Consider the following 24,777-nt stretch of genomic DNA (forward strand, 5'->3'; position numbering starts at 1 on the left):
ACTGTCATTCGGACAGCCAATCGCTGCAGGCCCTGCCTGCTAACGAATACGGAGCAATACGATGGAACTGATTCTTCTGCAGAAAGTGACCAACCTGGGCGTCCTGGGCGACAAGGTCAACGTGAAGCCGGGCTACGGCCGCAACTTCCTGGTGCCGCAGGGCAAGGCCGTGCCGGCCACCGCCGCCAACGTCGCCGAGTTCGAAGCCAAGCGCGCCGAGTACGAGGCCAAGGCCAAGGCCGTGCATGATGACGCCGAAGCCCGCGCCGCCAAGCTGGAAGGCGCCAGCGTCACGATCACCGCCAACGCCGCGACCGAAGGCAAGCTGTTCGGTTCGGTCGGCCCGCGCGACATCGCCGACGCCTTCACCGCCTCCGGCCTGCCGCTCGAGAAGAGCGAGGTCATCATGGGCGAAGGCGCGCTGCGCAACATCGGCGAGTACGACATCGTCGTGAAGCTGCACGCGGACGTGCAGACGACCGTCAAGGTCGTGGTGCAGGCCGAAGCCTGATCCACTCCGCGCATCATCCGTGATGCCGACAGACGGGCGCCGAAAGGCGCCCGTCCTGTTTTCCGGTTCCGAGGCTGTCTCAGGCCGTGAGATTCCCACCGGTTATCCACACACTTATCTGCAACACCTTGGGGCAAGGACTGCCTACCATGGCCGGCCGTGCTGGCGTTCGCCACGCATGCGCCGCAGGAGTTTGCCCCGCACATGTCAGCACGCACGAGCTTCCGTTCCGATCCCCATGACGCGCGCATCGAACAGCTGCGCGTGCCGCCGAACTCCATCGAAGCGGAGCAAGCGGTGCTGGGCGGCCTGATGCTGGCGCCGGAAGCCTACGACCGCATCAACGACAAGCTGACGCCGAACGACTTCTACCGGCGCGACCACCAGCTGATCTACCGCGCCATCGGCGAACTGGCCGAACGCAACCGGCCATTCGATGCGGTGACGCTGGGCGAGTGGTTCGAATCGCAGGGCCAGATGGAGCTGATCGCCGGCGGCGCCTACCTGGTCGAACTGGCCAGCACCACGCCTTCGGCCGCCAACATCACCGCCTATGCGGAGATCGTCCGCGACAAGGCGGTGATGCGCCAGCTGATCGAGGTGGGCACCGAGATCGTCAACGACGCGTTCCAGCCCGACGGCAAGGAAAGCGACGAGATGCTGGCCGTGGCCGAACAGAAGGTGTTCGCCATCGCCGAGCAGGGTGCGCGCGGACGTACCGACTTCGTGGCGATGAACGACGCGCTGAAGGACGCCTTCGAGGTCCTGCGCGTGCGCTCGGAGAGCGGCGGCACGGTCACCGGCCTGCCAACCGGCTACACCGAGTTCGATCAGATGACCGCGGGCCTGCAACCGACCGACCTGGTGATCCTGGCGGCGCGCCCGGCGATGGGCAAGACCACGTTCGCGCTGAACATCGCCGAGTATGCCGCGATCAAGTCGAAGAAGGCGGTCGCGGTGTTCTCGATGGAAATGTCGGCCGGCCAGCTGGCGATGCGACTGATCTCGTCGGTCGGCCGCATCAACGCCACCCGCCTGCGCACCGGCGCGCTGGAAGACGAGGACTGGAGCCGCGTGACCAGCGCCATCCGCATCCTCAAGGACCAGGCCAAGGTCTTCATCGACGATACGCCGGGCCTGTCGCCCGACGTGCTACGCTCCAAGGCGCGCCGGCTGAAGCGCGAGCACGACCTGGGCCTGATCGTCATCGACTACCTGCAGCTGATGTCGGTACCCGGCAACAGCGAGAACCGCGCCACCGAGATCTCGGAGATCTCGCGCTCGCTGAAGGGCCTGGCGAAGGAACTCAACGTCCCCGTTATCGCGCTGTCGCAGCTCAACCGCTCGCTGGAAACGCGTACCGACAAGCGCCCGGTGATGGCCGACCTGCGCGAATCGGGCGCCATCGAGCAGGACGCCGACATGATCGTCTTCATCTACCGAGACGATTACTACAACAAGGAAACCTCGCCGGACAAAGGCCTGGCCGAGATCATCATCGGCAAGCAGCGTTCCGGTCCCACCGGCTCGTGCAAGCTGCGGTTCTTCGGCGAATACACCCGCTTCGACAACCTGAGCCACGACAACATCGGCGCGTTCGAGTAACGCTAGAGCATCATCCGGACGAGGCGTTCGGCGGATGGCGCGGGGGCTTCGCCGCGTATCCAGAAGGCTTCGAGCGCACCGCGCACGATGTCCAGATCGGTGGACGCACCTTGCCGGCCGGGAAAGCGCCGGCGATTGTCTGCCTGCATCGCCAGCATCGCGGCGTCCTGGGCATTGACCCGCTTCAGGAAGGGCCAGGCCAGCAGGCGCACGGCCCATGCCGGCGCCCAGCGCCCTTCGATATGCAGGGCCACGAACACATCGGTGGCATCTGTTGCCACGGGAGTGAAATGCAGGTCGATCAGCACGCGGCTGCCGTTGGCGTACCCGTACTCCAGGCGGGCGGTACCGGGAGTGGCGAAATGCGCGCGCTCCACCGTCCGTTCGGATTCGAACAGCCTGTAGAGCAGGCCTGACTGCGACGGCCTGCCGCTGTAATCGACGACAAAACCCTCCGCCGTGCCGCGGAAGCGCGCTTCCATCGGCATCCGTGCGCCGTCGCGCCGCACCAGGCCGGCGTGGACGAAGTGCGTGTGCAGCGGATCGAGGAAGTTCTCCATCGCGTCCACCACATGGGCGGACCAGCGGGTCTGCCACTGGAAGCGACGCGTGTTGCCGTCGGTTCCCCGCATCAGCGCGCTGGGTGCTGACACGTCGCTGTCACCCGGGCGCAACCAGACGAAACCGTCCAGTTCCTGCACGGCGAACTGGCGAACGCGCACGTTGGGGGGCGATGTGTCCGGCGCCAGACCGGGGACGCGCTTCAGTCCACCGTCGGCGCTGAAAGACCAACCGTGGTACGGGCAGACAAGATGATCACCCTGCACGCAGCCGGCGGAAAGCGGCGCATGCCGATGCGGACAACGGTCTTCCAGCGCGATCCAGCCACCCGCCTCGGTGCGCGCCAGGGCGATGTGGCGATCAAGCAGCGAGATCGCGACCGGTGCACGGCCGATCCGGCTCGTGCGCGCCACCGCGTACCAGTGGCCATACAGTGCGGGATGCCAGGGATTCACAGGCGATATCTGCGCAATAGCGGTACGCCGATCCTGCAGGTGATCGCCGACAGTGCCGCCACGACGAGGCGTGTGCCGCGTGGCAGATGCCGCGCATAGACGGCGCTGTACTCGATCGACGGCGTACCGCCTCGCAGACGCTTGAAGTCTGCCGCGCCCGCACTGAAGTTCAGGCGCCAGCCGTTCTCGATGCAGGCACGATAGGCGCAGGCCGTCGCCAACCGGTACAGGCCCATCCGCTGCGGCATTGCCGTGTCGTAGCCGACGATCGGGGCGGTCACGGTGCGCCCCTGGCGGAACAGGCCGATCACGCAGACCAGCCGCCCGTCGTCGCGGAATCCTTCGAAGGAAAGCAGGCCGGCGCGATGCCATGCACGCAGGAAATCTTCGCCGTAAAGCGGATTGTGGCGCGAGTACTTGCCGATGTAGAGCAATGCATACAGTTCGGCGATGCGTGTGTAGTCGCGGTCCGTGACTTCGTCATCCCCGCAGTGGTGCAACGGCGTGCGGAACAGCAGGGACAGGTCGCGCTTGAGATCGCGGCGTCGGATCGCCAGCGGCGCGATGTCGTCGTACAGATAGACCTGCCGGCTCGCCACTGGCAGGCAACCGGCTGCGCGCAATGCGTCGAGCCAGTCGCCGTTGTGGTGCTCGTTCAACGAACGGAACCACAGCGTGTGCCCGGGCCACCGCACCACCGCTTCTTCGATCATGGGAGCGGGATCTACTGTTTCCAGCGGAGGGTAGAGATTGGTCGACAGCAGCCAGTTGTTGATGGCCACGGCGTTATCCAATCCGCTCAAGGCGAGGCCGCCTCCCAGTGCCGACAGCAGCCAGTGCGCGCCGTCGCGTAGTGGTGCTGGTAGGTAGCGGGCGCTTTCCTCGCCGGCACAGTCGGCGTAGGTGGTGCGCGGCGAGCAGACCCAGGCGTCGCCCTGGCGGCCATCGTGCACGCTGACGGGCAGGGCGCCGGCGCCCGTATGCAGGGTTTCGACCCGGGCATGCAGGTTGGACACCATCGCATCGGTGGGGCGACCCGCGTGAAGGGCGGCGAATGCGCTCGCCTGCGTCGCGAAGTCCGCATGGGCGACCTGCGCGTTCAAGTATCCACCACTGGCATTGGTTCGCCGTCCCATTCGATGTCGCGGGTGGCGGCTTCGCGCAGATTGCACTGCTGTCGCAGGGCGAGCGCCACATACAAGCCGAGATCGGCGAGCGCACCGCTCAGCGGCAACCGGTCGCCGGGCACGGAGACCACGTCGTCGGCGTGCTGCCAGTCGCGTTGCCACTGGCGCAGGCTTCCCTTCGCCGCCGCGCTCGCAAGGCCGGCGCTGGACATCAGCGCCGCGATCATCCGGGGGGGCGCATTGATCGGCTCGCGCAACGGGCCTTCGCCAACGAGCGCCGCCGGCAGGTCCGTCTCGCGTGAGAACAGGTGCAGGCCGCTGGTCGCGCGCGGGTTGCACTCCAGCGCTCGCGCGATGCCGTCGGCACCTTCGATCCAGTCGAACGACACCTGTCCGCTGTAGTCCGTGTGGCGGACCAGTGCCTCCACCGCATCGCGTATCGCAGGACGATGCACGGGTTCGAAGTAGTAGCTGGAGCTGCGCCGCAACCGGTAGGCCGGGCGATAGACCGAGTGCGCCAGCAGGCGTCCGTGGTGCGCGATCGCATACGAACACAGTTCCTGCCCGGCCAGGAACTCCTGCGCCACCCAGTCTCCCAGTGCGGGCAGTTCGGGAGCAGCGGCGGGAATGCCCTCCGGATAGAGCCGCACGTGCACGCCGAACCGCGAGTATTCGGGCTTCAGGACCACGCCGCGCCCGGCTGCCCATTCGCGCGCCTGGTCCAGCGTGCGCATTCGTGCCGTCGCCGGCACGGGCATGCCGCAGGCCGCAGCAATGCTGGCGAACTGCCATTTGCTGTGCAGGGAGGCCACGGTGGCGAAGTCGTCCACGGCCACCGGCAGCTCGCGCGGCAGGGCCGGCCGGTGTCGCGAGAGGTAGACCGCTTCCTCGCAGGTCGGCAGCAGCAGGTCGATGCGCTGTCCGGTGACGATCCACCGCAAGTCCCCGACGAAGCCTCGCGGGTCGTAACGCGGCGGCGCGATCGCGTGGGTCTGCGCGACCGACGAGGACCAGCCGGCCAGCCGGCAGGGAATCGAATCGGCGACGTGCACCTGCCATCCGCGTCGATGGAAGCGACGTGCGTGATCCAGCGCGACAGGCGCGCGTCCACCGAGGATCAGGACACGGCCCGTCATGTACGTGGCTCGCGCGACGGGCGCCAGTCGCGGCAGTGCGAGGGCACGATGCGCACCTCGGGCGACGCGCGGTGCACGGCGTGCAGGCGCGCAAGCGTCTCGCGATAGGTGGTGGTGTCGCCCAACCAGCCCGTCACCGCCGCCGGTGGCGGCACGTTGTCGCGGATGGCCTGGGACGACCAGCTGGCATCGGCGACCAGGAAGACCGGGCCCTTCCCGTCGTCGAACACGGCACCGTAATGGCCCGGTGCGTGACCGGGGAGCGGCACCAGCAGCAGGCTGCCGTCGCCGAACAGGTCGTAACCATCGTCGAACGGGTGCAGGGCCACAGGAAGATGCCGTCGCGGCAGTGCTTCGAACCAGCGGACCGTTGCTTCCTGCCTGCCGTGCAGCAGCGACGGGAGCAGGCCGCGGCGCAAAGCGCCGATACGGCCGTGCGCATGCAGGTCGTCCCAGGCGGTGCGTGCGCAGGCCAGCCGTGCCTGCGGGAAGTCCGCGAGCCCGCCGACATGGTCGCCATGCATGTGCGAGAGCAGGACCCATGCGACGTCCGCGGGCGCGACGCCGTCGCGGCGCAGTTGGGATGCGAGTGTGGCCTGCGGAGGCAGGTGCACGGGGGTCACCATGCGGTAGAGGCGCTCCGGCAGCGCTGACGTGGCTTTCAGGAAGTGCTCGGAATAACCGGTATCGAACAGGACCCAGCCGTGGTCGGCGTGCCGCAGCACGGGCACCAGCGCTGGGAACTCGCAGGCTTGCAGGCCCGCATCGCGGCGGGTCGCGCGTTCGGGATGGGTGCAGAAGCCGGCTTCATAAAGCCGCCACTCAACGATGGCCATGGGCCTTCCACCATCGTGCGTAGCGGGCGATGCCGTCGGCAACGCCCATCTGCGGCCGGTAATGCAACTCGCGTCGTGCCCGGCTGATGTCCAGCGTCTGCGAATAGCCGAGCACGCCGATGCCATAGCGGGTCAGGCGTGGCTCGGGCTGGTCGGGCCGCAGTCGGGCGAAGCGTTCGGATAGGGCGGCCAGCGCCAGCAGCGCAGCGCGCGGCACGTTGATGAGGCGGACCTCGCGGTCGAGCGACGAGAACAGGGTCTCCAGGAGGTGGCGCACGCGTACCGGTTCGCCATTGCTTATGTTGTACGCGCGCGCGTTGCCGGGCAGGTCGGCGGACACGCAGGTGGCGATCAGTTCGACGAGGTTGTCGATGTGGGTGACGTCGATCAGCGCCTGTCCGCCGCCCACCAAGGGAAAGCGTCCCCGCGCCGCGGCTGCAAGCAGGCGGGGCAGGATCGCCCGGTCGCCTTCGCCGAACACGGCGCGGGGGCGCAGGATCAACGTCTGCAGATCGCTTCCGGACGCCGCGCGTACCCGGCATTCCGACTCCCATTTGCTGCGCGCGTAGTCGGTGATCCAGCGCCGCGGTGGCTGGAACTCCTCGCCCACGTCGAACTGGTCGCGGAAGCGGAAATAGATGCTCGGAGAGCCGAGGTGGATGAAGCGGGATACGCCCTCCCGGCGTGCGGCCTCGAGCAGGCGCTCGGTGGCGTGCACGTTGGCCGCCTGGAAGTCCTCGGTGCGTCCCCATGGCGACGACAGTGCGGCGCAATGCACGACTGCGTCGCAGGCGTGCAGCAGGGGTTCGAGTGGGTCCCGTATCAGATCGGCGGAGACGGCATGCGCACGCGTGTCGATGCTGGCCAGACGCGCGCGATTCCGGCCCGTCGCGACGATGGCATGGCCCGCGTCGGCAAGGCGGCGCACGGCATGGCTTCCGATGAAGCCAGTTGCACCGGTGACCAGGATGCGCGCCATGTCAGTAGCGGAGCACCGCGCCGGCGAACGACAGTCCCGCGCCCGAGCCGACCATCGCGAACAGATCGCCGCGGCGCAGCGCGCCACGTTCGATCGCGTGATGCAGCGCCAACGGGATGGACGCCGCCATCTGGTTGCCGTGCGTCTCGAGTATCCGGACCAGAACCTGTGGCGGCAGGCCCAGCGCCCGCTGCAGATGATCCAGGGCCTTGACGCTGGCCTGGTGTGGAATCAGGCAGGCCAGGTCGCGGGCTTCCACGCCGGCGCGGGCAAACAGGGTGTGCATGAATCCGGGCAGCTTCTGCGCGGCCAATCGATAGGTGGCGCGGCCCGCCATCTCGAAGCGGGATGCGCGGGCATAGGCGTCCACGTTGTCGGCCAGGCGCATGCGGGTGCCGCACGCCCGGATCTGGCAGTAGTCGGCGCCCTCGCTGTGCGTTTCCATGTGCGTGCCGAGCAGGCAGGACGTGTCGGAGGCGGCGGCCGCCTCGACGATCACGGCCGCGCCGCCGTCGCCGAAGAGCGCGGCGGTGTCGGTATCGTCCCAGTCCAGTCCTGCCGATGCGACCTCGCCGGCGACGATCAAGACGCGCCGGTAGCGTCCGCTGGCCAAGGCCGGCGCAACCAGATCCAGCGCGACCGGAAAGCCCAGGCAGGTGGCATTGATGTCGAAGGCCGGCGTGCCGGTGTTCGACAGGCCCAGTCGTCGTTGGACCAGCACGGCCGTGCAGGGGATCGCCTGTTCCATCACGCCGCCCACGCTGATGACAGCGTCCATCTGGTCCGCGCGCAGGCCTGCGCGTTCAAGAGCAGCCTGCGCTGCCATGGCGGCCATCATCGAGGCCGACTCGTCGTCGCCGGCGTGCTGCCGGTGCCTGATGCCCACGTGGCGTTCGGTCCAGCCATCGGATTTGCGCCAGCGCCGGTCGAACGCGTCCGAACCGACACGACGCACCGGTACGTATTCGCCTGTCGCCACGATGCGCAGCGGGGTGGAGCGGGGCCTTTCCTGATCCATGGGGGCTCGATGTTCTAGGCGATGCAAAGCCGAGCCTTGACCAGTGGCAGTGCGCTGGCAAGCCGCGTTGGCGGCTGGAGCATCCGATGGGCCGGACGGTATCACATGGTGATACCTCGCGAAGTGGACGATCCCTGCACATGCCGCGGCGCAACGGATGCAGTGACGGGTCCGCGTTGTGCGGCGGCCTGGTCGTCTGCGTGGGCGACAGTCGCTTACGCGCCGCTACAATCCCGACATGAGCGCTTCTTCGCCTGACATCGCCAACGACACCGCGTTCCGCCCCGAAGCCAACGATCGCCCCACGCGCATCCGCGTGGACCTGCAGGCGATCGGCCACAACTTCCGTGCCCTGCAGGCGCATGCCGGCTCGCCGGTCATGGGCATCGTCAAGGCGAACGCCTACGGGCATGGCCTGGTGCCGGTCGCGCTGCACCTGCAGGCACAGGGCATTGGCCAGCTGGGTGTCGCGCTGGTGGAAGAGGGGCTGGCGCTGCGGCGCGCCGGGGTGACCGTCCCCGTTCTCGTCATGGGCGGTATCCACGCGCCCCAGGTCAGCCAGTTCCTGGCCTGCGATCTTGAGGTGACCGTGTCGTCGATCGCCAAGTTGCGGCAGGTCGAGGCGGCCGCCGAAGCGACGGGGCGCAAGGCGGTGGTGCACCTCAAGGTCGATACCGGCATGGAGCGCATCGGCGTGCACAGCGAGAACGCAGGCGCCTTCATCGACGCTGCGGTGTCGTCGCGCTGGTGCACCGTGAAGGGCATCTACTCGCACCTGGCGTGCTCGGACGATCCGGCGTCGCCGATGACGCACGAGCAGTTGCAGCGCTTCCTGCACGCCTGCAGCCACTTCGATCGCATCGGGGCGCCGATGCCGGTCCGCCATCTGGCGAACTCCGGCGGCGTGCTGCACTTTCCCGACACCTGCCTGGACATGGTGCGCCCCGGCATCGCGCTGTACGGCGTGATGCCGGATCCTGCCTCGCGACCGACCGTGGCGCTGAAGCCGGCCCTGTCGCTGGTGTCCAAGGTGGTCTACTTCAAGGTGGTGAAGGCCGGTCGCACCGTCAGCTACGGCGCCACATGGACGGCCGCCGCCGACACCCGCGTGGTGACGGTGCCCATCGGTTACGGCGACGGCTATCCCCGTTCGCTGTCGTCTCGCGGCGAGGTGCTGGTACGGGGCGAGCGCCGTCCCATCGTCGGTCGTGTCTGCATGGACCAGTTCATGGTCGATCTCGGTCCGGCGGGCACGGCGTACAACGAGGACGAGGTCGTGCTGATCGGTCGCCAGGGCGGCGAGGCGATCACCTGCGAGTCGGTGGCGTCGACGGCCGGGACGATTCCGTACGAGATCCTGACCGGGCTCAATGCGCGCATCCCGCGCGAGTACGTAGGCGGTGCATCCACCCCGACGTCCGCCACGTAAGCGGGATGTTTCTCGTCGAGAGTTTTTCCCGCATGCCCAACGCGCTCGTCTGGTTCCGCCATGATCTCCGCCTGGACGACCAGCCCGCGCTGCGCGCCGCGCTCGATGGCGGGTTCACACCCATCCCGGTCTACGTGTTCGCGCCGGACGAGGAGGGCGAGTGGGCGCCGGGCGGGGCATCGAAGGCCTGGCTGCACAAGTCGCTGGCGTCGCTCGATGCCGACCTGCAGGCGCGTGGATCCCGTCTGCTGCTGCGCCGCGGTGGTAGTGCGGCGGCGCTGGACACGTTGCTGGACCAGACCGCTGCGGAGGTCGTGTTCTGGAACCGCAAGTACGAACCCGCTACCCAGCCGCGCGATGCGGCGCTCAAGAAGGCGCTGCGCGAACGCGGCCTGCAGGTCGAGAGTTTCAACGGCAGCCTGCTGTTCGAGCCCTTGGATCTTGCCACCCAGCAGGGCAATCCGTACAAGGTGTTCACGCCGTTCTGGCGCTCCGCGCTGGCGCAGTGGCGCGCACCGTCGCCTTGGGACGCGCCCGGCCGCCTGCCGCCTGTCGATGCCGCGCTGCAGAGCGACCGGCTGGACGACTGGAAGCTGTTGCCCGAACGCGGCTGGGATAAAGGCTTCTGGGATGCCTGGACGCCGGGCGAAGCCGGGGCGCGGGAAGCGCTGGAGATCTTCATCGACGGCGCGTTGAACGGCTACCGCAGCGATCGTGATCGCCCCGACCGCGTCGGTACGTCCCGGATCTCCCCGCACCTGCATTTCGGCGAGATCGCGCCCTGGCGCATCGCCGCAGAACTCGAGCGTGCACGCACCGCCGCCAACAGCGCCGACATGGACGGCTACATCCGCGAGCTGGGCTGGCGCGAGTTCGCCTATCACCTGCTGCACCACTTCCCGCAGACCACCACGCAGAACCTCAATCCGCGCTTTGAGCACTTCGACTGGGCCAAGGTCGATCCGGCCGCACTCCAAGCATGGCAGCGTGGCCGCACTGGGGTGCCGATCATCGACGCCGGCCTGCGCGAGCTGTGGACGACCGGCTACATGCACAACCGCGTACGCATGATCGTCGCCAGCTACCTGACCAAGCATCTGCGCTACCACTGGTCGCACGGCGCGCGCTGGTTCTGGGACACGCTGGTGGATGCCGACCTGGCCAACAACACGCTGGGCTGGCAATGGGTGGCGGGGACGGGTGCCGACGCTGCACCGTACTTCCGCGTGTTCAATCCGGTGACGCAGGCGGAGAAGTTCGACCCGAAGGGCACCTACATCGCCCGCTGGGTGCCGGAACTGGCACAGCTGCCGATTCCGCTGCGCTTCGCGCCGTGGCAGAAGCCCGACATCCTCGCGAAGCTCGCACCGGACTATCCGCGCCTTCCCGTCGCCGATCTGGCCGCCGGACGCGAGGGTGCACTGGCCGCGTACCGCAAGACCGGCGACTGAGCCGCGTTGACGCCTTTCGCCGGCGCGTGCTTCACTCGGCGCGGGAGAGGAGGGCAAGCATGGCCACGAAGAAGGCGCCGGCAAAGCCGCGTCGCGAACCGATGTCGCGGGTGGATACGGCCTGGTTGCGGATGTGCCGTCCGACCAACCCGATGATGATCACCGGCGTGCTGATGTTCGACGAGCCGATGACGCTCGACACGCTCAAGCAGGTGATCAGGAAGCGCTTCCTCGCCTATCCGCGCTTCCTGCAGAAGGCGATCGACACACCGGCGGGCGCGTCGTGGGTCACCGATCCGGACTTCGACCTCGACTGGCACGTGCGCCTGTCCGGGCTGCCGGGCCGGCACGATCCGAAATCCGAGAAGAAGGCGCTCGAGCGCTTCACCAGCCAGATGGCGTCCACGCCGCTGGACAAGACCAAACCGCTCTGGCAGTTCCACCTGATCGAACGCTACGGCACCGGCTCGGCGCTGGTCGCGCGCATCCACCACAGCTACGCGGACGGCATCGCGCTGGTGCAGGTGCTGCTGTCGCTGACCGATACCACCCGCAAGCCCGATACTGGCAAGGACCTGCGCTCGGCCTGGCTGAAGAAGGACGGGGCGGAGGTCGTGCGCCGCGTCGGCGCCATCGACCGCTACGTGCAGATCGGCGGCAAGGTGATCGGCAAGGGCATGGAGATGATGCAGGACCCCACGCTGGCGACGATGCTGGCGAAGGAAGGCGGCGAGATCGGCCGCGAACTGCTGCATGCGCTGTCGCTGTCGGACGACCCGCCGACGCTGCTGCGCGGCAAGTTGGGTGTCAGCAAGCGCGTCGCCTGGGCCGAGCCGCTGGACCTGGAGGAAGTGAAGGCGGTCGGGCGCGCCTGCGACTGCACAGTCAACGATGTGCTGATGGCCGCGGCGGCCGGCGCGCTGCGCAGCTACATGCTGGAACGCGGCGAGCAACTCGACGGCGTGACCCTGCGCGCGACCGTGCCGGTCAACCTGCGGCCGCTCGAGCATGCCCGCAAGCTGGGCAACCATTTCGGCCTCGTCTTCCTCGATCTGCCGGTCGGCGAGGACAACCCGATCCGCCGGCTGGAGCGGGTTGCCGAGTGCATGCGTGACCTCAAGAATTCCCGCCAAGCTATTGTTGCGTTTGGACTTCTCGCGGCGCTCGGCATGGCGCCGGCGGCGATCCAGGGCGTCGCGCTGGAGCTGTTCTCGCGCAAGGCGACCGCCGTCGCGACCAATGTTCCCGGCCCCCAGCAGCCGCTGTACATGGGCGGCTCGCGGCTCCGGGACATGATGTTCTGGGTGCCGCAGACCGGCTCCATCGGCATCGGCGTCTCCATCCTCAGCTACAACGGCCGCGTGCATTTCGGCCTCATCGCGGACGCCAAGCTGATCCCCGATCCCGATGCGGTGATCCGCCGTTTCGGGCCCGAGTTCGAGAAGCTGCTGTACCTGTCGCTGATGGGGAGCTGGGAGCAGCCACTGGATGCACCGGCCGCCAGTGCGCTGCTGTCCTGATCCCCGCCGCCACCTGAATGAACAGGGCTCAAATCGCACGTCGTAGACATTTCGCTGGGTAGGCTTGCGTCCGTTCCGCTCCACCGCAAGCCACCCAGGAGACATCCATGAATGCGATGCTGAAAACCGGCGCCCTTGCGGCGCTCACCGTGACGATGCTGGGCGGTTGCGCCAGCTATACCGGCCAGACCAGCGATCCCAACGACCCCAACCGCACCCAGCGTGGCGCGCTGATCGGCGCCGGCATCGGCGCGGTCGCCGGCCTGCTGAGCGGTGGCGATGCCACCGAGCGCCGCCAGCGCGCGCTGGTCGGTGCCGGCGTGGGCGGGCTCACCGGTGGCGCCATCGGCGCCTACCAGGACCGCCAGGAAGCTGAACTGCGCCGCCAGACCGCCGGTACCGGCATCGACGTCAGCCGCGATGGCGACGTCATCAAGCTCAACCTGCCGGACGGCGTGACCTTCGACTTCGGCAAGGCCGACCTGAAGTCGCAGTTCTATCCCGCCCTCAACAACGTCGCCGCCACGCTGCGCGAGTACAACCAGACCATCGTGGAAGTCAGCGGCCACACCGACAGCGTCGGCACCGACGCGGTCAACCAGCGCCTGTCGGAACAGCGCGCCGCGTCGGTCGGCAACTACCTGATCGGGCAGGGCCTGCAGCGCGAGCGTTTCGAGATCGTCGGCATGGGCAAGCGCTATCCCATCGCCAGCAACGATACCGAGTCGGGCCGTGCGATGAACCGCCGCGTGGAAGTCCGCGTGCTGCCGGTACGTTCGTAAGCCGTCACTGCGTCACAACGCGTATCGCGAACGGGCCGCCCTGTGCGGCCCGTTCCTGTTTCAGGCCTGGCTCGCCCGGTCGGCGAATGCATCCGTCGCGCGCACCAGCGCATCGGCGATCGCCGGTTCGGTGGCGCTGTGGCCGGCCAGTACCATCTCCAGCCGTGCTTCCGGCCACGCCTGCGCGAGGTCCCAGGCACTGCGCGGCGGGCAGATGATGTCGTAGCGGCCCTGCACGATGACGCCGGGCAGGTGGCGGATGCGGTCGACGTGCCGCAGCAGCTGACCGTGTTCCAGGAACGCGTGGTGGCGGAAGTAGTGCGCCTCGATGCGCGCCTTCGCCAGCACCTTGAGCGGATCTTGGGCCGCATCGGCGCCGGGATCGTGGACCAGGGTCGCGGCGTGATCCTCCCAACCCAGCCAGGCCAGTCCGGCCTCGAGCTGCGTCGCCTCGTCCGCGCTGTCCATGCGCCGCCAGTAGGCGTCGATCATCGCGCCGCGCTCGTCTTCGGGAATCAGCGCCTCGTAGCGCGCCCAGCGCTCCGGGAAGATCCAGCGCGCCCCACCGTCGGCCTCGTTGAACCAGCGGTTCTCTTCTTCGCGGCCGAGGTAGACGCCGCGCACGATCACACCGGTCGCGTGCTGCGGATGCGCCTGCGCGTAGGCGAGCGCCAGCGTCGAGCCCCACGAGCCGCCGAACACCAGCCAGCGGTCGATGCCCAACCGCCTGCGGATCGTCTCGATATCGGCAACCAGGTGCGCAGTGGTGTTGTCGCGCAGCTCGCCGAACGGCGTGGAGCGGCCCGTGCCGCGCTGGTCGAACAGCACGATGCGGTAGCGTGCGGGGTCGAAGAAGCGGCGATGCAGCGGCGACAGGCCGGCGCCCGGCCCGCCGTGCAGGAAGATCACCGGGATACCGTCCGGCTTGCCGCATTCCTCCACGTGCAGCGTGTGCAGCGGATCGACGGGCACGGTGTGCGTGCGGTAGGGCGTGGTCTCGGGATACAGCGTGCGCATGCGGCAGGGTCCGTGCGGGGCAGCCGAGCATAGCCAGCGGGGCCGCGTCCGTCAGCCCGCAACCGACCTGCCTGTCAACCCGTTTCCCCGGTCGCCATCCGTTGCGACAATCGAAGTCCCTCCCGGTCCATCGGGATTTCCAGTACGGACGCAATGCAAGACCGCAATCCCCAGATCGCCCAGCACATCGCCGCCACCATCGCCGCCGAGATCGGCGCGCAGACCGCCCAGGCCAAGGCCGCCATCGCCTTGCTAGACGAAGGCGCCACCGTGCCCTTCATCGCGCGCTACCGAAAGGAAGTCACCGGCGGGCTGGACGACACCCAGCTGCGCAACCTCGAAACGCGCCTGACCTACCTGCGCGAACTGGAAGACCGCCGCGTCGCCGTGCTCGCCAGCATCGAGGAGCAGGGCAAGCTGACGGACGAACTCCGTGCCGACATCGAGGCCGCCGACAGCAAGGCGCGCCTGGAAGACCTCTACCTGCCGTACAAGCAGAAGCGCCGCACGCGCGCGCAGATCGCCCGCGAAGCCGGGCTGGAGCCGCTGGCCGATGGTCTGCTCGCCGACCCCACCCAGGTGCCGGAAGCCGCGGCCGCCGCGTATGTCGATGCCGACAAGGGCGTCGCCGACGCCAAGGCCGCGCTCGACGGCGCCCGCGCCATCCTGATGGAGCGCTGGGGCGAGAACGCTGCGCTGGTGGGCGAACTGCGCGGCTGGATGACCGAGGTCGGCGTGATCCGCGCCAGGGTGGCCGAAGGCAAGGAAACCGAAGGCGCGAAGTACCGCGACTATTTCGACCATGCCGAAGCGCTGTCGAAGATTCCCTCGCACCGCCTGCTCGCGCTGTTCCGTGCGCGGCGTGAAGAGATCCTGCTGCTCGACCTGGATCCCGGCATGGAGGCGGAGGCCGGCCACCAGCAGGCCGAAGGCCGCGTGGCCGTGCACGCCGGTGTGTCGGCGCAGGGCCGTGCCGCCGACAAGTGGCTGCTGGACGCCTGCCGCCTGACCTGGAAGGCGAAGCTGCACATGCACCTGCTGCTCGACCTGTTCAACCAGGCGCGCGAGAAGGCCGAAGCCGAGGCCATCACCGTGTTCGGCGACAACCTCAAGGACCTGCTGCTCGCCGCGCCTGCGGGGCCGAAGGCCGTGCTCGGCCTCGATCCCGGCCTGCGCACCGGCGTGAAGGTCGCCGTCGTCGACCGCACCGGCAAGCTGGTCGACACCGCGACGATCTATCCGCACGAGCCGAAGCGCCAGTGGGACCAGTCGCTGCACGTGCTGCGTGCGCTGTGCACGAAGCACCAGGTCGACCTGATCGCGATCGGCAACGGCACCGCCAGCCGCGAGACCGACAAGCTGGCCGGCGACCTCATCAAGCAGGCGTCCGAGCTGAAGATGGACAAGATCGTCGTCAGCGAAGCGGGCGCGTCGGTGTACTCGGCGTCCGAATTCGCGGCGAAGGAATTCCCCGACCTCGACGTCAGCATCCGTGGCGCGGTCTCGATCGCGCGCCGCCTGCAGGATCCGCTGGCGGAGCTGGTGAAGATCGAGCCGAAGGCGATCGGCGTCGGCCAGTACCAGCATGACGTCGACCAGTTCCGCCTGGCGCGCGCGCTGGATGCGCGCGTCGAGGACTGCGTCAACGCGGTCGGCGTGGACGTCAACACCGCCTCGGCCGCGCTGTTGACGCGCGTGTCCGGCCTGTCGTCGACGGTGGCCGAGAACATCGTCCGCTTCCGCGACGAACACGGTGCATTCCGCACGCGCAAGGCGCTGCTCGGCGTGCCGCGCCTGGGCGAGAAGACCTTCGAGCAATGCGCCGGCTTCCTGCGCATCGCCGACGGCGACGAACCGCTGGATGCCTCGTCCGTGCATCCGGAAGCCTATCCGGTGGTCGAGCGCATCCTCGCCGGCAGCGGCCGGCAAGTGAAGCATATCGTCGGCGACATCGTGTTCCTGCGCGCGGTGAAACCCGAGCAGTACACCGACGACAGGTTCGGCGTGCCGACCATCCGCGACATCCTCAAGGAACTGGAAAAGCCCGGCCGCGATCCGCGTCCCGAGTTCAAGGCCGCGCGCTTCGCCGATGGCGTGGAGGACATCAAGGACCTGCGCGAGGGCATGATCCTGGAAGGCGTGGTCAGCAACGTCGCCGCGTTCGGCGCCTTCGTCGACATCGGCGTGCACCAGGATGGCCTGATCCACATCTCCGCGCTGGCCGACCGCTATGTGAAGGATCCGCGCGAGGTGGTCAAGGCCGGCGACATCGTCAAGGTGAAGGTGCTGGAGGTCGACGTGGCGCGCAAGCGTATCGCGCTGACGCGCCGCCTGGACGACGCGCCCGCGCCGCAGGCGCCGCGCGAGGCGCGCGGCAACGATCCGCGTCCGCCGCGCGGGCAGGATCGCGGCAATCTACGTGACCAGCGGCGTGGTCCGGCACCCGCGAAGACGACCGCTGCACCGGCCGACAACGCGCTGGCCGCGGCGTTCGCCCGGGCGAAGGGGCAGGGCTGATCGATACGCGCTCCCGGATCGGGAGCGCGTTTCCTCAGGGAGCGGCCGTGGCGTAAGGCGCCAGGTAGCGGTTCAGGCCGCCGGCACGCAATGTCGTGGCCGCGGCGGTCCAGTCGACCGGCGTGCCGGTCTTCAGCGCTTCCAGCACGGCGACCACCGACAGCTCCACTTCCGGCAGGCCGGACGCACCAGCGGCGTTGCGCCGCTGTTCGATGGCCTCGAACAGCATCGCGTTCGCCTCCGCGTACGACAACGTCGCGGTCGTGCCGTACGCATCGCGCCATGCCGGCGTTTCCAGCACGCCGTTGACGTGCGAGAGGATCAGCCATGTCGCGCGGCCGATCAGTTTCAGGTTGCCCGGCTGCACGCTGGTCATGGTGTTGCCGACCACGCGGCCCAGCTTGGCCATCACGCCGGTGGAATGCGCGTTGAGCAGCATCTTCAGCGCGATGGTCTGGTTGAGTTCGAAGGCATCGCGCTGCGGCACCGTTACCGCGATCACCGGCACCGGACGGGGCAGGGCGGCGACGTCGCGCAGCACGTCCGAATCCAGTGGCCGTGCGGACACGGAAAACAGCACCAGTTCCGCACCGGTCGCGGTGGCGGCCTGCAGCCACTGCCTGTTGGCCCGCTGGTGCGCTTCGTCGCCGAGCAGGATCAGCGCGCCGGAATCGCCAACGGCCGGCGCGTTGCGTTGCATGTTCGCCGGCGAGTACGACAGGTCGTACAGCGCCTGCTGTTCGTCGCCCGCGTTGGACAGGCCACGCAGCGCGGCTTCGCGCAGGTAGGGATCGGGGATGCCGGTCTCGAACGGCGGCAGGTACAGCGCCTTGTCGAGCCCGTGGAAGGGCCGGTGCAGCAGCGCCCGCCAGGCCTGCGAGGCATCGGCGGCCGGCGTCCACACCTGGATCCACGACCGGCGTTCGGTCGCGTTGACCGGATCCAGCGGGCCCAGGCGGAACGTCGGTGCGCGCTCGGTAACGTCGACGAACACCGGCATCAGCGCACGCGTGGCGAGGTAGGTGCTGCGGTGTCCGCCGGCGTAGCTGGCGGCCTCGCGGTCGGTCCATGCGGCGAGTTTCGGCGCGGCGGCGGCGGCGGTCTGCTGCAGCGTGGCGAAGCCGCGCAGGCGCTCGGCGATGCTGGCGTCGTTGAAGCCAAGCGCCGCCAGTTCGTCGGCGCCCAGTACCTCGCGCAGCAGCGCGCGGGTGGCGTCTTCCAGCACCACGCCCAGCACGTACAGGCTGGTCGTCGTGGCCTGCATGCGGGTGGAGCCGGTGATCGCCTGCGGTCCGGTCGGCAGCGGGATCTTGGTGATGCGTGCGTCGTCCAGCACGCGGCGGCTGCGTTCGAACGGGCGCAGCACGTCGTCGGGATTGTTGTAGACGAACCATGTGCGCCGCGCGTCCGCGCCGGCCTGGTCGGCGGCGGCCAGCGCGGTGCCGATCACTGCGGAGGTTTCGCCGCCTTCGGTGACCGCGAACACCAGGTCCTGCGGCCGGATGCCGTTGTCTTGCAGCTGCAGGCGACCGATCTCGGGAATGTCCTCGAAGCCTTCCAGCGAGGCGATCAGCGCACGGTCGCCGCCGGTGATCTCGCCGCGCACGCGCTCGCCCAGGCCGGGGTAGCGCGCCTCGATCTTCGCCATCGCCGGCGAGGTCGCCGTGCGCTGCCAGAACGGGCGCCACAGGCCGCTCTCGATGGTCTCGGCCAGCCGGCCGGTGGAGCCGGTGCCGTAGAAGTACAGGCGATGGCCCTCGCGCAGCGCACGGGTGATCTCGTGCGACGCAGTCTCCAGCGCAGCCAAGCGTGCGGGATCGTCGGCCACGCCCTGCAAGGCCTTCGCGATGTCCTCGTCCACCGCCAGCAACGAAGACAGGCCGTCGGCCGTGTCGGCGCCGATGCGCGCGCTCAGGTCGAAGCTGCGCGGATGGCGCTGCTCGGTCAGCAGGCTGTGCAGCTGGAACTGCTGCTTGTTCGCCACGAAGTCCTGCGACTGCGCCGAGGGCGAAATGCCGAGGCGGTTCGATGCGGGCTGGGCCGCCGCGGGGGCCAGCACGCCGGCCATGACAAGGAAAGACATGCTGCGCATGATGCGTTTCGCCGTACGGGACATCGGATCCCTCACCTGACAACGGAAGAATGCGTCGGTACCGGCGGAAGTCCCCTTCGCGCGGCGCCGGACGCAGGCTGCTATCGTCGCGACAACGATAGCAAACGGTGGTGACACTATGCCCCGGTTCCCGCATCCGCTGCATGCTGCACTGCGCCCCGCGGCGCGCGGACTGGTGCTTGCGCTGCTGTGCAGCGGCGCGATGGCGCCGGCGCTGTCAGCGGACCCCGTGGTCGGTGAACCCGCTTGCGACTGCACCGTCGCCGCGCCGCGGCTCGGCATCGAGGTGCTGCTGGAACAGCGCCTGGACCTGCTACGCGGCAAGCGCGTGGGACTGGTGACCAACGCCACCGGGGTGGATGCGCAGTTGCGCAGCAGCGTGGACCGCCTGGCCGCGCAGCCGGACGTCAAGCTGGTGGCGCTGTTCGGTCCCGAGCATGGCGTGCGCGGCGACGTGCAGGCCGGCGACACGGTGGCGTCCTCGCGCGATGCCGTCACCGGCCTGCCGGTGCACAGTCTGTACGGCGAACACCGCGAGCCCACGCCTGAGATGCTGGCCGGCATCGACGTGCTGGTGTTCGACATCCAGGATGTCGGCACGCGCTTCTACACGTATCCGTACACGCTGGCCGGGGTGATGCGCGCGGCCAGGAACGCCGGCATTCCCGTCGTCGTCACCGACCGTCCCGATCCCATAGGTGGCGTGCTGGTCGAAGGGCCGGTGCTGGATCCGGCGCTGGCCTCGTTCGTCGGCCTGTTCCCCATTCCCCTGCGCCATGGCATGACGCTGGGCGAACTGGCCCAACTGTTCAACCGCGAGTTCGGCATCGGCGCCGAACTGCACGTGGTGACCATGCAGGGTTGGCAGCGCGGCGACGCGCCGCTACGCGATGCGCTGCCGTGGGTGCCGCCGTCGCCCAACATGCCCACGCCGGACACCGCGCTGGTCTATCCCGGCACCGGTCTGATCGAAGGCACCAACGTGTCGGAAGGTCGCGGCACCACGCGGCCGTTCGAGACGCTGGGCGCGCCGTGGGTGGACGCACCGGCACTCGTCGCGCGTCTCAACGCGATGGACTTGCCCGGTGTGCGCTTCCGCCCCACCTGGTTCACGCCCAGCTTCTCCAAGCATGCGGGCGAGGCCTGCGCGGGCGTGCAGCTGCATGTGACCGACCGTGCGGCGTTCCGTCCGGTGCGCACAGGCATCGCCGTGCTGAAGGCGTTGCACGACCAGCATCCGAAGGACTTCGCCTTCCTGCCCGGCGAGCCGCCGTTCTTCGATCGGCTGGCCGGTGTGCCGTGGCTGCGCGACGCGATCGCGCGCGGCGACAGCCTCGACGCCATCGAAGCGCGCTGGCGGCTGGGGCTGGTGGAGTTCGGTGTGCTCCGCCAGCGCTACCTGCTGTATCCGGCGCCGTCGGCCGCGCGGGACTGACGCGCTCAGCGCGCCTGCGCGTTGGCCCACTTCGACGTCTCGCGGTGGCCGCCGTAGGTGCTGTCCACCGGCGGCAGCCACAACTCGATTACGCCGTTGACCGGGCGGAAACGCGACGGTAACGGCGCGATCGCGACCGGGTTGTCCTTGCCGTACCAGGGCTCGATGCGCTGCTGCACCCAGGCCGCGACGGCATCGGCACAGGCCTGCCGTCGCGGGAGGTCGTGCACGATCAGCGTCGGCGTGCGGTACGGCGTCGGCGGGCGCGCCTTGCGTGCCGTCGCGGTGCTGACCACGTTCTCGATGCCCTGCACGCGCACGCCGCTGTCCGCGTCGGGAAGCGCGACCAGGTTCGCGCGCGCCCGCGTGGCTTCGTCGTAGACGTGCACGTACACCAGCGCATCGCGGTCGCCCTGGCGGCAGGCCTGCAGGCTGCTGTCGACCGGCGGCGGGGGCGGAGGAGGCGGCGGCATCGGGATGTCGGTACCGGCCGAGGGCACCGGATCGGTAGCGGGCGGCGGCGCGATCACCGGTGCCACCTCCGGCGGTGCGCCTATCGACGCACCGGCCATCTCACCGACCTCAGGCGACAGGTCCAGCGGTATCTCCGCCTGCGGCGTGATGTCGCGACTCTCCTGCCAGTAGCCGTAGTAGCGCAAACCCGGCTGCGTGCACACGTACTCGCACAGCGCCGAGCGCTCGGGGTTCGCGAACGGCGAGGTGTCCTGCCGGCAGAACCCGCCCAGGGTTCCCGTCGGCACGATGCTGCACTGCTGTTGCGCGCGGTAGACCAGCGCGCCCGCGTCGCTGTCGCCGGCATCCTCGACGCGTACGTCGGCGACCTGGCGGTACAGCGCGGCCATCGACATCTTCTCCGCATCGCTGGCCGGCGGTGGGACCTCCGGCGTTTCCTGCCAGCGGTCCAGCGCGGCGGTGACCGTGTCGATGTGCTGCACCGTGCGGTCCACGGTCGCCTGCCGGCTGACCTCGATGCGGTCGAACACCTGCATCAGCGGCACCAGCAAGGTCACCAGCACGCCCAGGCCGACGGTGGCGCCGATCGCCGCGGTCTTCGCGTTGACGCGCCAGAACGGCGCTGCCGCCGCATCCGGTTCGCTCGGGCGGAACTGCAGCCGGCGCAGCGGCGGCAGCTCGTCGTCGCCTTCCACCGGCGAGGACCAGCCGGGAATGCGCGCCAGCCAGCGCGGATGCAGCGCCTCGCCGAAGTCCTCGCCCAGCCGGTGGTAGCTCTCCCACTGCGCCTCGTCGAAGAACTGGTCCGAGGTCGGCTGCTGCGGGAACAGCGGATTGCGGCCGGCATAGGCCAGCACGTCGCTGTCCAGCGCCCAGTGCAGGTTGGGCTTCACCACCAGCAGCGTGCCGACGCGACGCTCGCCGTCGGCTTCCGGATACCGGATGCGCGCCAGCAGCACGCCGCGCGCGGTGTACAGGTTGCGCAGGTCTTCCGGTGCCAGGATGTTGATCTGGCTGTCGGTCGGCAGCGGCAGCCGGCCCGCGCTTTCGTGCGTGTAGAACTCGATGTCGGTGCCGAAATCGATGCGCGCCTTGCGCACCAGGTTCTCCAGGTCGCCGAACTGGTACTGCGGATCGGCGCCGCAGTCGGCCAGGATGATGAAGTCCAGTTGCCGGCGCAGCAGCGCATGCACGCCGGTGTTGTCGAAGTGGCCGCCGTCGGACAGGTACCAGCTTGCCGCACTCTGGCCATGGAACTTGCCCATCGCCTCGGACAGCAGCCGGCCGGCCTTGGACCCGCGCAGCGCTTCGCGGAATCGCGAGGCCGGCTGGAACGCACGCTCGCGTCCCACCTTCAGCCAGTAGCCCAACCTTGCGCCGGCGAGGAACAGCAGCAGTGCCCAGCCGCGCGTGGTGTACGCACCCGCGCCCGGCGCGGCGGCCGCACCGGAGATCGCGACCCAGCGGCCCAGCGTGTCCAGTCCGGTCTGCAGCAGCACCGGCGTGCCTTCGCGCGCGACTTCCAGCCCGCGTGCCGAGGCGATCATCGATTCGCCCTTGCGGTCGGCGTTGTACAGGCCGCTGCGCCCGCCGCGCGTCTGGTTGAGGCAGACGTTGACCAGGTGCAGCGGGCCGCCCTTCAGTTCGGGCCGGTAGTCGGCCAGCGCCACGTCGTCGCCGGGCACGACGCTGGTGACATCGGACACGCGCTCCGGGTTGTCGGCACCGGCGGGTCCGGGCGATGGCAGGTCGTCCAGTTTGCGCGCCGGATTGCCCACGCCCAGGTAGGCGCGCGTCAACCGCGCACGGTAGAAGTTGTGCATCGACGAGGTGTTCGCCGTCTCCGCATTCCATGCGGTCAGCAGCAGCCACGCGACCAGCGCCGCGGCGAGCAGGCCGAGGCGGCCACCGCGGTTGTCCAGCACCGGCAGCTGCGCCACCGCCGGCACCGCATCGAACACCCACCACTGCACCAGCGTCACCCATGCCAGCAGCAACAGCAGGGCCACGCCGATGCCGAGCAGGTTGAGCAGGCGTGGTCCCAGGCCCAGCGACGGACCGTCGTCGGCGTTGGCCAGCTTCTGCAGCGGTTCCGCGTAGGCACGCACCACCGCCAGCAGCACGCCGCCCACGCCCAGGCCGCCGTAGACCCACGCGCTGTCGGACTGCAGCACGTTCATCAGCCACCAGCTCAGCAGGTCGAGTGCGCCGGCGGCGACCAGCAACAGGGTGACCAGGTTGAACAGCCGCAGTTGCGAGGTCATGCGGTTGCGCAACTGCGCATTGGCCACGCCGCGCGCCTGGCCGCGCGAGCGCAGGCAACGCACGGCCAACACCGTGCCGTGCACGGCCACGCTGGCCAGGCCCAGCATCAGCGCGACCAGCAACGGCGGCGCGCGCCACCAGCCCGAGCCCGGTACCCACACGGTGATGCCGATCCATACCGCCGTCGCCGCCGCCGCGGCGATGACGACCAGATCGCCGAACGCGATGCGCGCGCCTTTCGGCTCCGCGTTCCCGGGCTCGGGAATCACGTCGCGCAGCATCCAGTAACTGACCAGGCTGCCCGGCACCAGCGCCAGCCAGCAGGCCGCGGCCAACGGCCACCACGCGCTCGCCCAGCCTTCCCACTGCTCGGTGGCGAGCAGGCTGAGGTCGTTCTGCAGGAAGTGCGGCAACACCAGCAGGCAGCCGGCCAGCATGGCCATCAGGCCGAATTCGAGATGGATGGCGATGCCGGCGCGCAGGTAGGTGGCGAAGGCGGCGCCGTAATCGCGCGCGCCGCGCGGCGTCAGGTAGCGGCCGTAGCGGCGCAGCCACGCCAGCGCCATCGAATCGTTGCGCTGGAGCAGCGCCTGCGCACGCACCAGGCCCAGTGCCGAGACCAGCCGCCCGAACGCCGCGCCCGCGTAACCACCGCCGGACACGGTGGACAGGTAGTCCAGCCGCGGCAGCACACCGTTGCGCGCCAGTCCACGCAGCAGCCCGATGCAGAACGTCGCACTGCGGATGCCGCCGCCGGACAGGGCCAGGCCGACGGTGGAGCGCAGCGACGTGGTGTCGCCGTCGCGACGCAGCGCGCCTTCGCGTTCGTGGAGGGCGCTGCGTTCGTCCGCGGGGATCGTGTCCGGCAGGACGCGGTCCTGCGTGCGCGTGGCGTCGGTGTCCGTCATGGCGATCCTCGCTAGCCTCGGGCCCGTGGGCATCGTTATCAGCCAACGCGTCGCGCTTCGGGATAAGGCCACCGTCCGGCACATTCACGCGTTTACACGCAGTGACGTGGCTTGTGCACGGCTATGCGGCAGGCGCATCCACGGACACGGTCAGCACGCGGATGCGGCCGTCTTCGATCTGCGCGATGTCCATGCCAGTGACCGCGACGGGACCTCGTGCCGGGCCTGAGCGCCACAGCAAGCGGCCGATGCCGTGATGGCCGCTGGCCGGTCCTGCGGCGGTGAACACGAACGCCGCCGGCAGGCTGGCGAGCAGGGCGGTGACGGCATCGCGGATGGCGACATGCCCCTGCACGCTGGCATGCGGTTCGTTCAACACCGCGTCGTCGGCGTACAGCGTGCGGATCGCGTCGAGGCGCCGTTCCGCGTCGCGCTCGCCGAACACGCGCTGGAGGTTCGCCTGCATCAGGCAGTCGTAGTCGCTGATCACGACGGCAGGAGGAAGCGCGCGGCTTGACCTGACGCCATCTTCCCCGATGACACAGGCAAGGAATCCGAATGTTCGAGACCGACCTGATCGTCGACGGCGCCCCCTCGGCGCGCAGCTGGTCAACACCGGCACGCCGGTCAGCGCGTTC

The 24,777-nt window shown here is 69.1% G+C and carries 18 protein-coding genes; 8 read left to right on the forward strand and 10 right to left on the reverse strand.

The window, feature by feature from the left end:
• Positions 1–61: 61 nt before the first annotated feature.
• Positions 62–511 (forward strand): 50S ribosomal protein L9, encoded by a 450-nt coding sequence (gene rplI, locus AC04MD_RS04060; RefSeq protein WP_475496032.1) that lies wholly within the window; start codon positions 62–64, stop codon positions 509–511.
• A gap of 204 nt (positions 512–715) precedes the next feature.
• Positions 716–2,116 (forward strand): replicative DNA helicase, encoded by a 1,401-nt coding sequence (locus AC04MD_RS04065; RefSeq protein WP_475496033.1) that lies wholly within the window; start codon positions 716–718, stop codon positions 2,114–2,116.
• A gap of 2 nt (positions 2,117–2,118) precedes the next feature.
• On the opposite strand, the gene AC04MD_RS04070 is transcribed toward AC04MD_RS04065, so the two are convergent.
• From AC04MD_RS04070 to AC04MD_RS04095, 6 genes are read right to left on the reverse strand one after another with little or no spacing between them, the layout of a single operon-like run.
• Complete coding sequence (locus AC04MD_RS04070) at positions 2,119–3,132, reverse strand: Rieske 2Fe-2S domain-containing protein (protein WP_475496034.1); 1,014 nt, start codon at positions 3,130–3,132, stop codon at positions 2,119–2,121.
• Entirely contained in the window at positions 3,129–4,235 is a 1,107-nt protein-coding gene (locus tag AC04MD_RS04075) for a GNAT family N-acetyltransferase (RefSeq protein ID WP_475496035.1), read from the reverse strand. Before AC04MD_RS04075 ends, AC04MD_RS04070 begins: the two co-directional genes overlap by 4 nt.
• The gene (locus AC04MD_RS04080) at positions 4,232–5,395 is read right to left on the reverse strand and encodes an ATP-grasp domain-containing protein (protein WP_475496036.1); all 1,164 of its coding nucleotides are present in this window, start codon (positions 5,393–5,395) and stop codon (positions 4,232–4,234) included. Before AC04MD_RS04080 ends, AC04MD_RS04075 begins: the two co-directional genes overlap by 4 nt.
• Complete coding sequence (locus AC04MD_RS04085; RefSeq protein WP_475496037.1) at positions 5,392–6,231, reverse strand: MBL fold metallo-hydrolase; 840 nt, start codon at positions 6,229–6,231, stop codon at positions 5,392–5,394. The genes AC04MD_RS04080 and AC04MD_RS04085 overlap by 4 nt, the downstream gene beginning before the upstream one ends.
• Positions 6,218–7,210 carry an NAD-dependent epimerase/dehydratase family protein gene (locus AC04MD_RS04090; protein WP_475496038.1) on the reverse strand — a complete coding sequence of 331 codons (993 nt, stop codon included), beginning with the start codon at positions 7,208–7,210 and terminating at the stop codon, positions 6,218–6,220. Before AC04MD_RS04090 ends, AC04MD_RS04085 begins: the two co-directional genes overlap by 14 nt.
• Position 7,211: 1 nt before the next feature.
• The gene (locus AC04MD_RS04095) at positions 7,212–8,228 is read right to left on the reverse strand and encodes a beta-ketoacyl-ACP synthase 3 (protein ID WP_475496039.1); all 1,017 of its coding nucleotides are present in this window, start codon (positions 8,226–8,228) and stop codon (positions 7,212–7,214) included.
• A gap of 238 nt (positions 8,229–8,466) precedes the next feature.
• Here AC04MD_RS04095 and alr point away from each other — a divergent pair, with 238 nt between their 5' ends.
• The 4 genes from alr (at position 8,467) to AC04MD_RS04115 (ending at position 13,410) form a co-directional block, all read left to right on the forward strand.
• On the forward strand, positions 8,467–9,657 hold the full coding sequence (gene alr / locus AC04MD_RS04100) for an alanine racemase (RefSeq protein ID WP_475496040.1): 1,191 nt from the start codon (positions 8,467–8,469) through the stop codon (positions 9,655–9,657).
• Between the two features lie 32 nt (positions 9,658–9,689).
• Positions 9,690–11,108, forward strand: coding sequence for a cryptochrome/photolyase family protein (locus tag AC04MD_RS04105; RefSeq protein WP_475496041.1), 1,419 nt, complete (start codon positions 9,690–9,692; stop codon positions 11,106–11,108).
• A gap of 59 nt (positions 11,109–11,167) precedes the next feature.
• Positions 11,168–12,628: a WS/DGAT/MGAT family O-acyltransferase gene (locus tag AC04MD_RS04110; RefSeq protein WP_475496042.1), complete on the forward strand. Its 1,461-nt coding sequence runs from the start codon at positions 11,168–11,170 to the stop codon at positions 12,626–12,628.
• A gap of 107 nt (positions 12,629–12,735) precedes the next feature.
• Positions 12,736–13,410 (forward strand): YiaD family glycine zipper/OmpA-like lipoprotein, encoded by a 675-nt coding sequence (locus tag AC04MD_RS04115; RefSeq protein ID WP_475496043.1) that lies wholly within the window; start codon positions 12,736–12,738, stop codon positions 13,408–13,410.
• A 60-nt stretch (positions 13,411–13,470) separates the two neighbouring features.
• On the opposite strand, the gene pip is transcribed toward AC04MD_RS04115, so the two are convergent.
• Positions 13,471–14,427, reverse strand: a complete 957-nt coding sequence (pip, locus tag AC04MD_RS04120; RefSeq protein ID WP_475496044.1) for a prolyl aminopeptidase — start codon at positions 14,425–14,427, stop codon at positions 13,471–13,473.
• A gap of 153 nt (positions 14,428–14,580) precedes the next feature.
• Between pip and AC04MD_RS04125 the strand changes: the two genes are divergently transcribed.
• A complete protein-coding gene (locus AC04MD_RS04125; protein ID WP_475496045.1) occupies positions 14,581–16,944 on the forward strand; it encodes a Tex family protein in 2,364 nt (787 codons plus the stop codon).
• Between the two features lie 34 nt (positions 16,945–16,978).
• On the opposite strand, the gene AC04MD_RS04130 is transcribed toward AC04MD_RS04125, so the two are convergent.
• Positions 16,979–19,027 (reverse strand): hypothetical protein, encoded by a 2,049-nt coding sequence (locus AC04MD_RS04130; RefSeq protein WP_475496046.1) that lies wholly within the window; start codon positions 19,025–19,027, stop codon positions 16,979–16,981.
• 148 nt (positions 19,028–19,175) lie between these two features.
• Here AC04MD_RS04130 and AC04MD_RS04135 point away from each other — a divergent pair, with 148 nt between their 5' ends.
• A complete protein-coding gene (locus tag AC04MD_RS04135; protein WP_475496047.1) occupies positions 19,176–20,492 on the forward strand; it encodes an exo-beta-N-acetylmuramidase NamZ family protein in 1,317 nt (438 codons plus the stop codon).
• A 5-nt stretch (positions 20,493–20,497) separates the two neighbouring features.
• Here AC04MD_RS04135 and AC04MD_RS04140 read toward each other — a convergent pair whose 3' ends face one another.
• Positions 20,498–24,139, reverse strand: a complete 3,642-nt coding sequence (locus AC04MD_RS04140; RefSeq protein ID WP_475496048.1) for a hypothetical protein — start codon at positions 24,137–24,139, stop codon at positions 20,498–20,500.
• Positions 24,140–24,260: 121 nt separating this feature from the next.
• The gene (locus tag AC04MD_RS04145) at positions 24,261–24,605 is read right to left on the reverse strand and encodes a nuclear transport factor 2 family protein (protein WP_475496049.1); all 345 of its coding nucleotides are present in this window, start codon (positions 24,603–24,605) and stop codon (positions 24,261–24,263) included.
• Between the last annotated feature and the right edge of the window lie 172 nt (positions 24,606–24,777).

The sequence above is a fragment of the Pseudoxanthomonas sp. LjRoot206 genome, from assembly GCF_056175725.1.

Coding starts and splice junctions, on each gene's coding strand:
- rplI (WP_475496032.1), top strand. CDS start 62: ATGGAACTGATTCTTCTGCAGAAAGTGACCAACCTGGGCGTCCTGGGC.
- AC04MD_RS04065 (WP_475496033.1), top strand. CDS start 716: ATGTCAGCACGCACGAGCTTCCGTTCCGATCCCCATGACGCGCGCATC.
- AC04MD_RS04080 (WP_475496036.1), bottom strand. CDS start 5,395: ATGACGGGCCGTGTCCTGATCCTCGGTGGACGCGCGCCTGTCGCGCTG.
- AC04MD_RS04085 (WP_475496037.1), bottom strand. CDS start 6,231: ATGGCCATCGTTGAGTGGCGGCTTTATGAAGCCGGCTTCTGCACCCAT.
- AC04MD_RS04090 (WP_475496038.1), bottom strand. CDS start 7,210: ATGGCGCGCATCCTGGTCACCGGTGCAACTGGCTTCATCGGAAGCCAT.
- AC04MD_RS04095 (WP_475496039.1), bottom strand. CDS start 8,228: ATGGATCAGGAAAGGCCCCGCTCCACCCCGCTGCGCATCGTGGCGACA.
- alr (WP_475496040.1), top strand. CDS start 8,467: ATGAGCGCTTCTTCGCCTGACATCGCCAACGACACCGCGTTCCGCCCC.
- AC04MD_RS04105 (WP_475496041.1), top strand. CDS start 9,690: ATGCCCAACGCGCTCGTCTGGTTCCGCCATGATCTCCGCCTGGACGAC.
- AC04MD_RS04110 (WP_475496042.1), top strand. CDS start 11,168: ATGGCCACGAAGAAGGCGCCGGCAAAGCCGCGTCGCGAACCGATGTCG.
- AC04MD_RS04115 (WP_475496043.1), top strand. CDS start 12,736: ATGAATGCGATGCTGAAAACCGGCGCCCTTGCGGCGCTCACCGTGACG.
- pip (WP_475496044.1), bottom strand. CDS start 14,427: ATGCGCACGCTGTATCCCGAGACCACGCCCTACCGCACGCACACCGTG.
- AC04MD_RS04125 (WP_475496045.1), top strand. CDS start 14,581: ATGCAAGACCGCAATCCCCAGATCGCCCAGCACATCGCCGCCACCATC.
- AC04MD_RS04130 (WP_475496046.1), bottom strand. CDS start 19,027: ATGTCTTTCCTTGTCATGGCCGGCGTGCTGGCCCCCGCGGCGGCCCAG.
- AC04MD_RS04135 (WP_475496047.1), top strand. CDS start 19,176: ATGCCCCGGTTCCCGCATCCGCTGCATGCTGCACTGCGCCCCGCGGCG.
- AC04MD_RS04140 (WP_475496048.1), bottom strand. CDS start 24,139: ATGACGGACACCGACGCCACGCGCACGCAGGACCGCGTCCTGCCGGAC.
- AC04MD_RS04145 (WP_475496049.1), bottom strand. CDS start 24,605: ATGCAGGCGAACCTCCAGCGCGTGTTCGGCGAGCGCGACGCGGAACGG.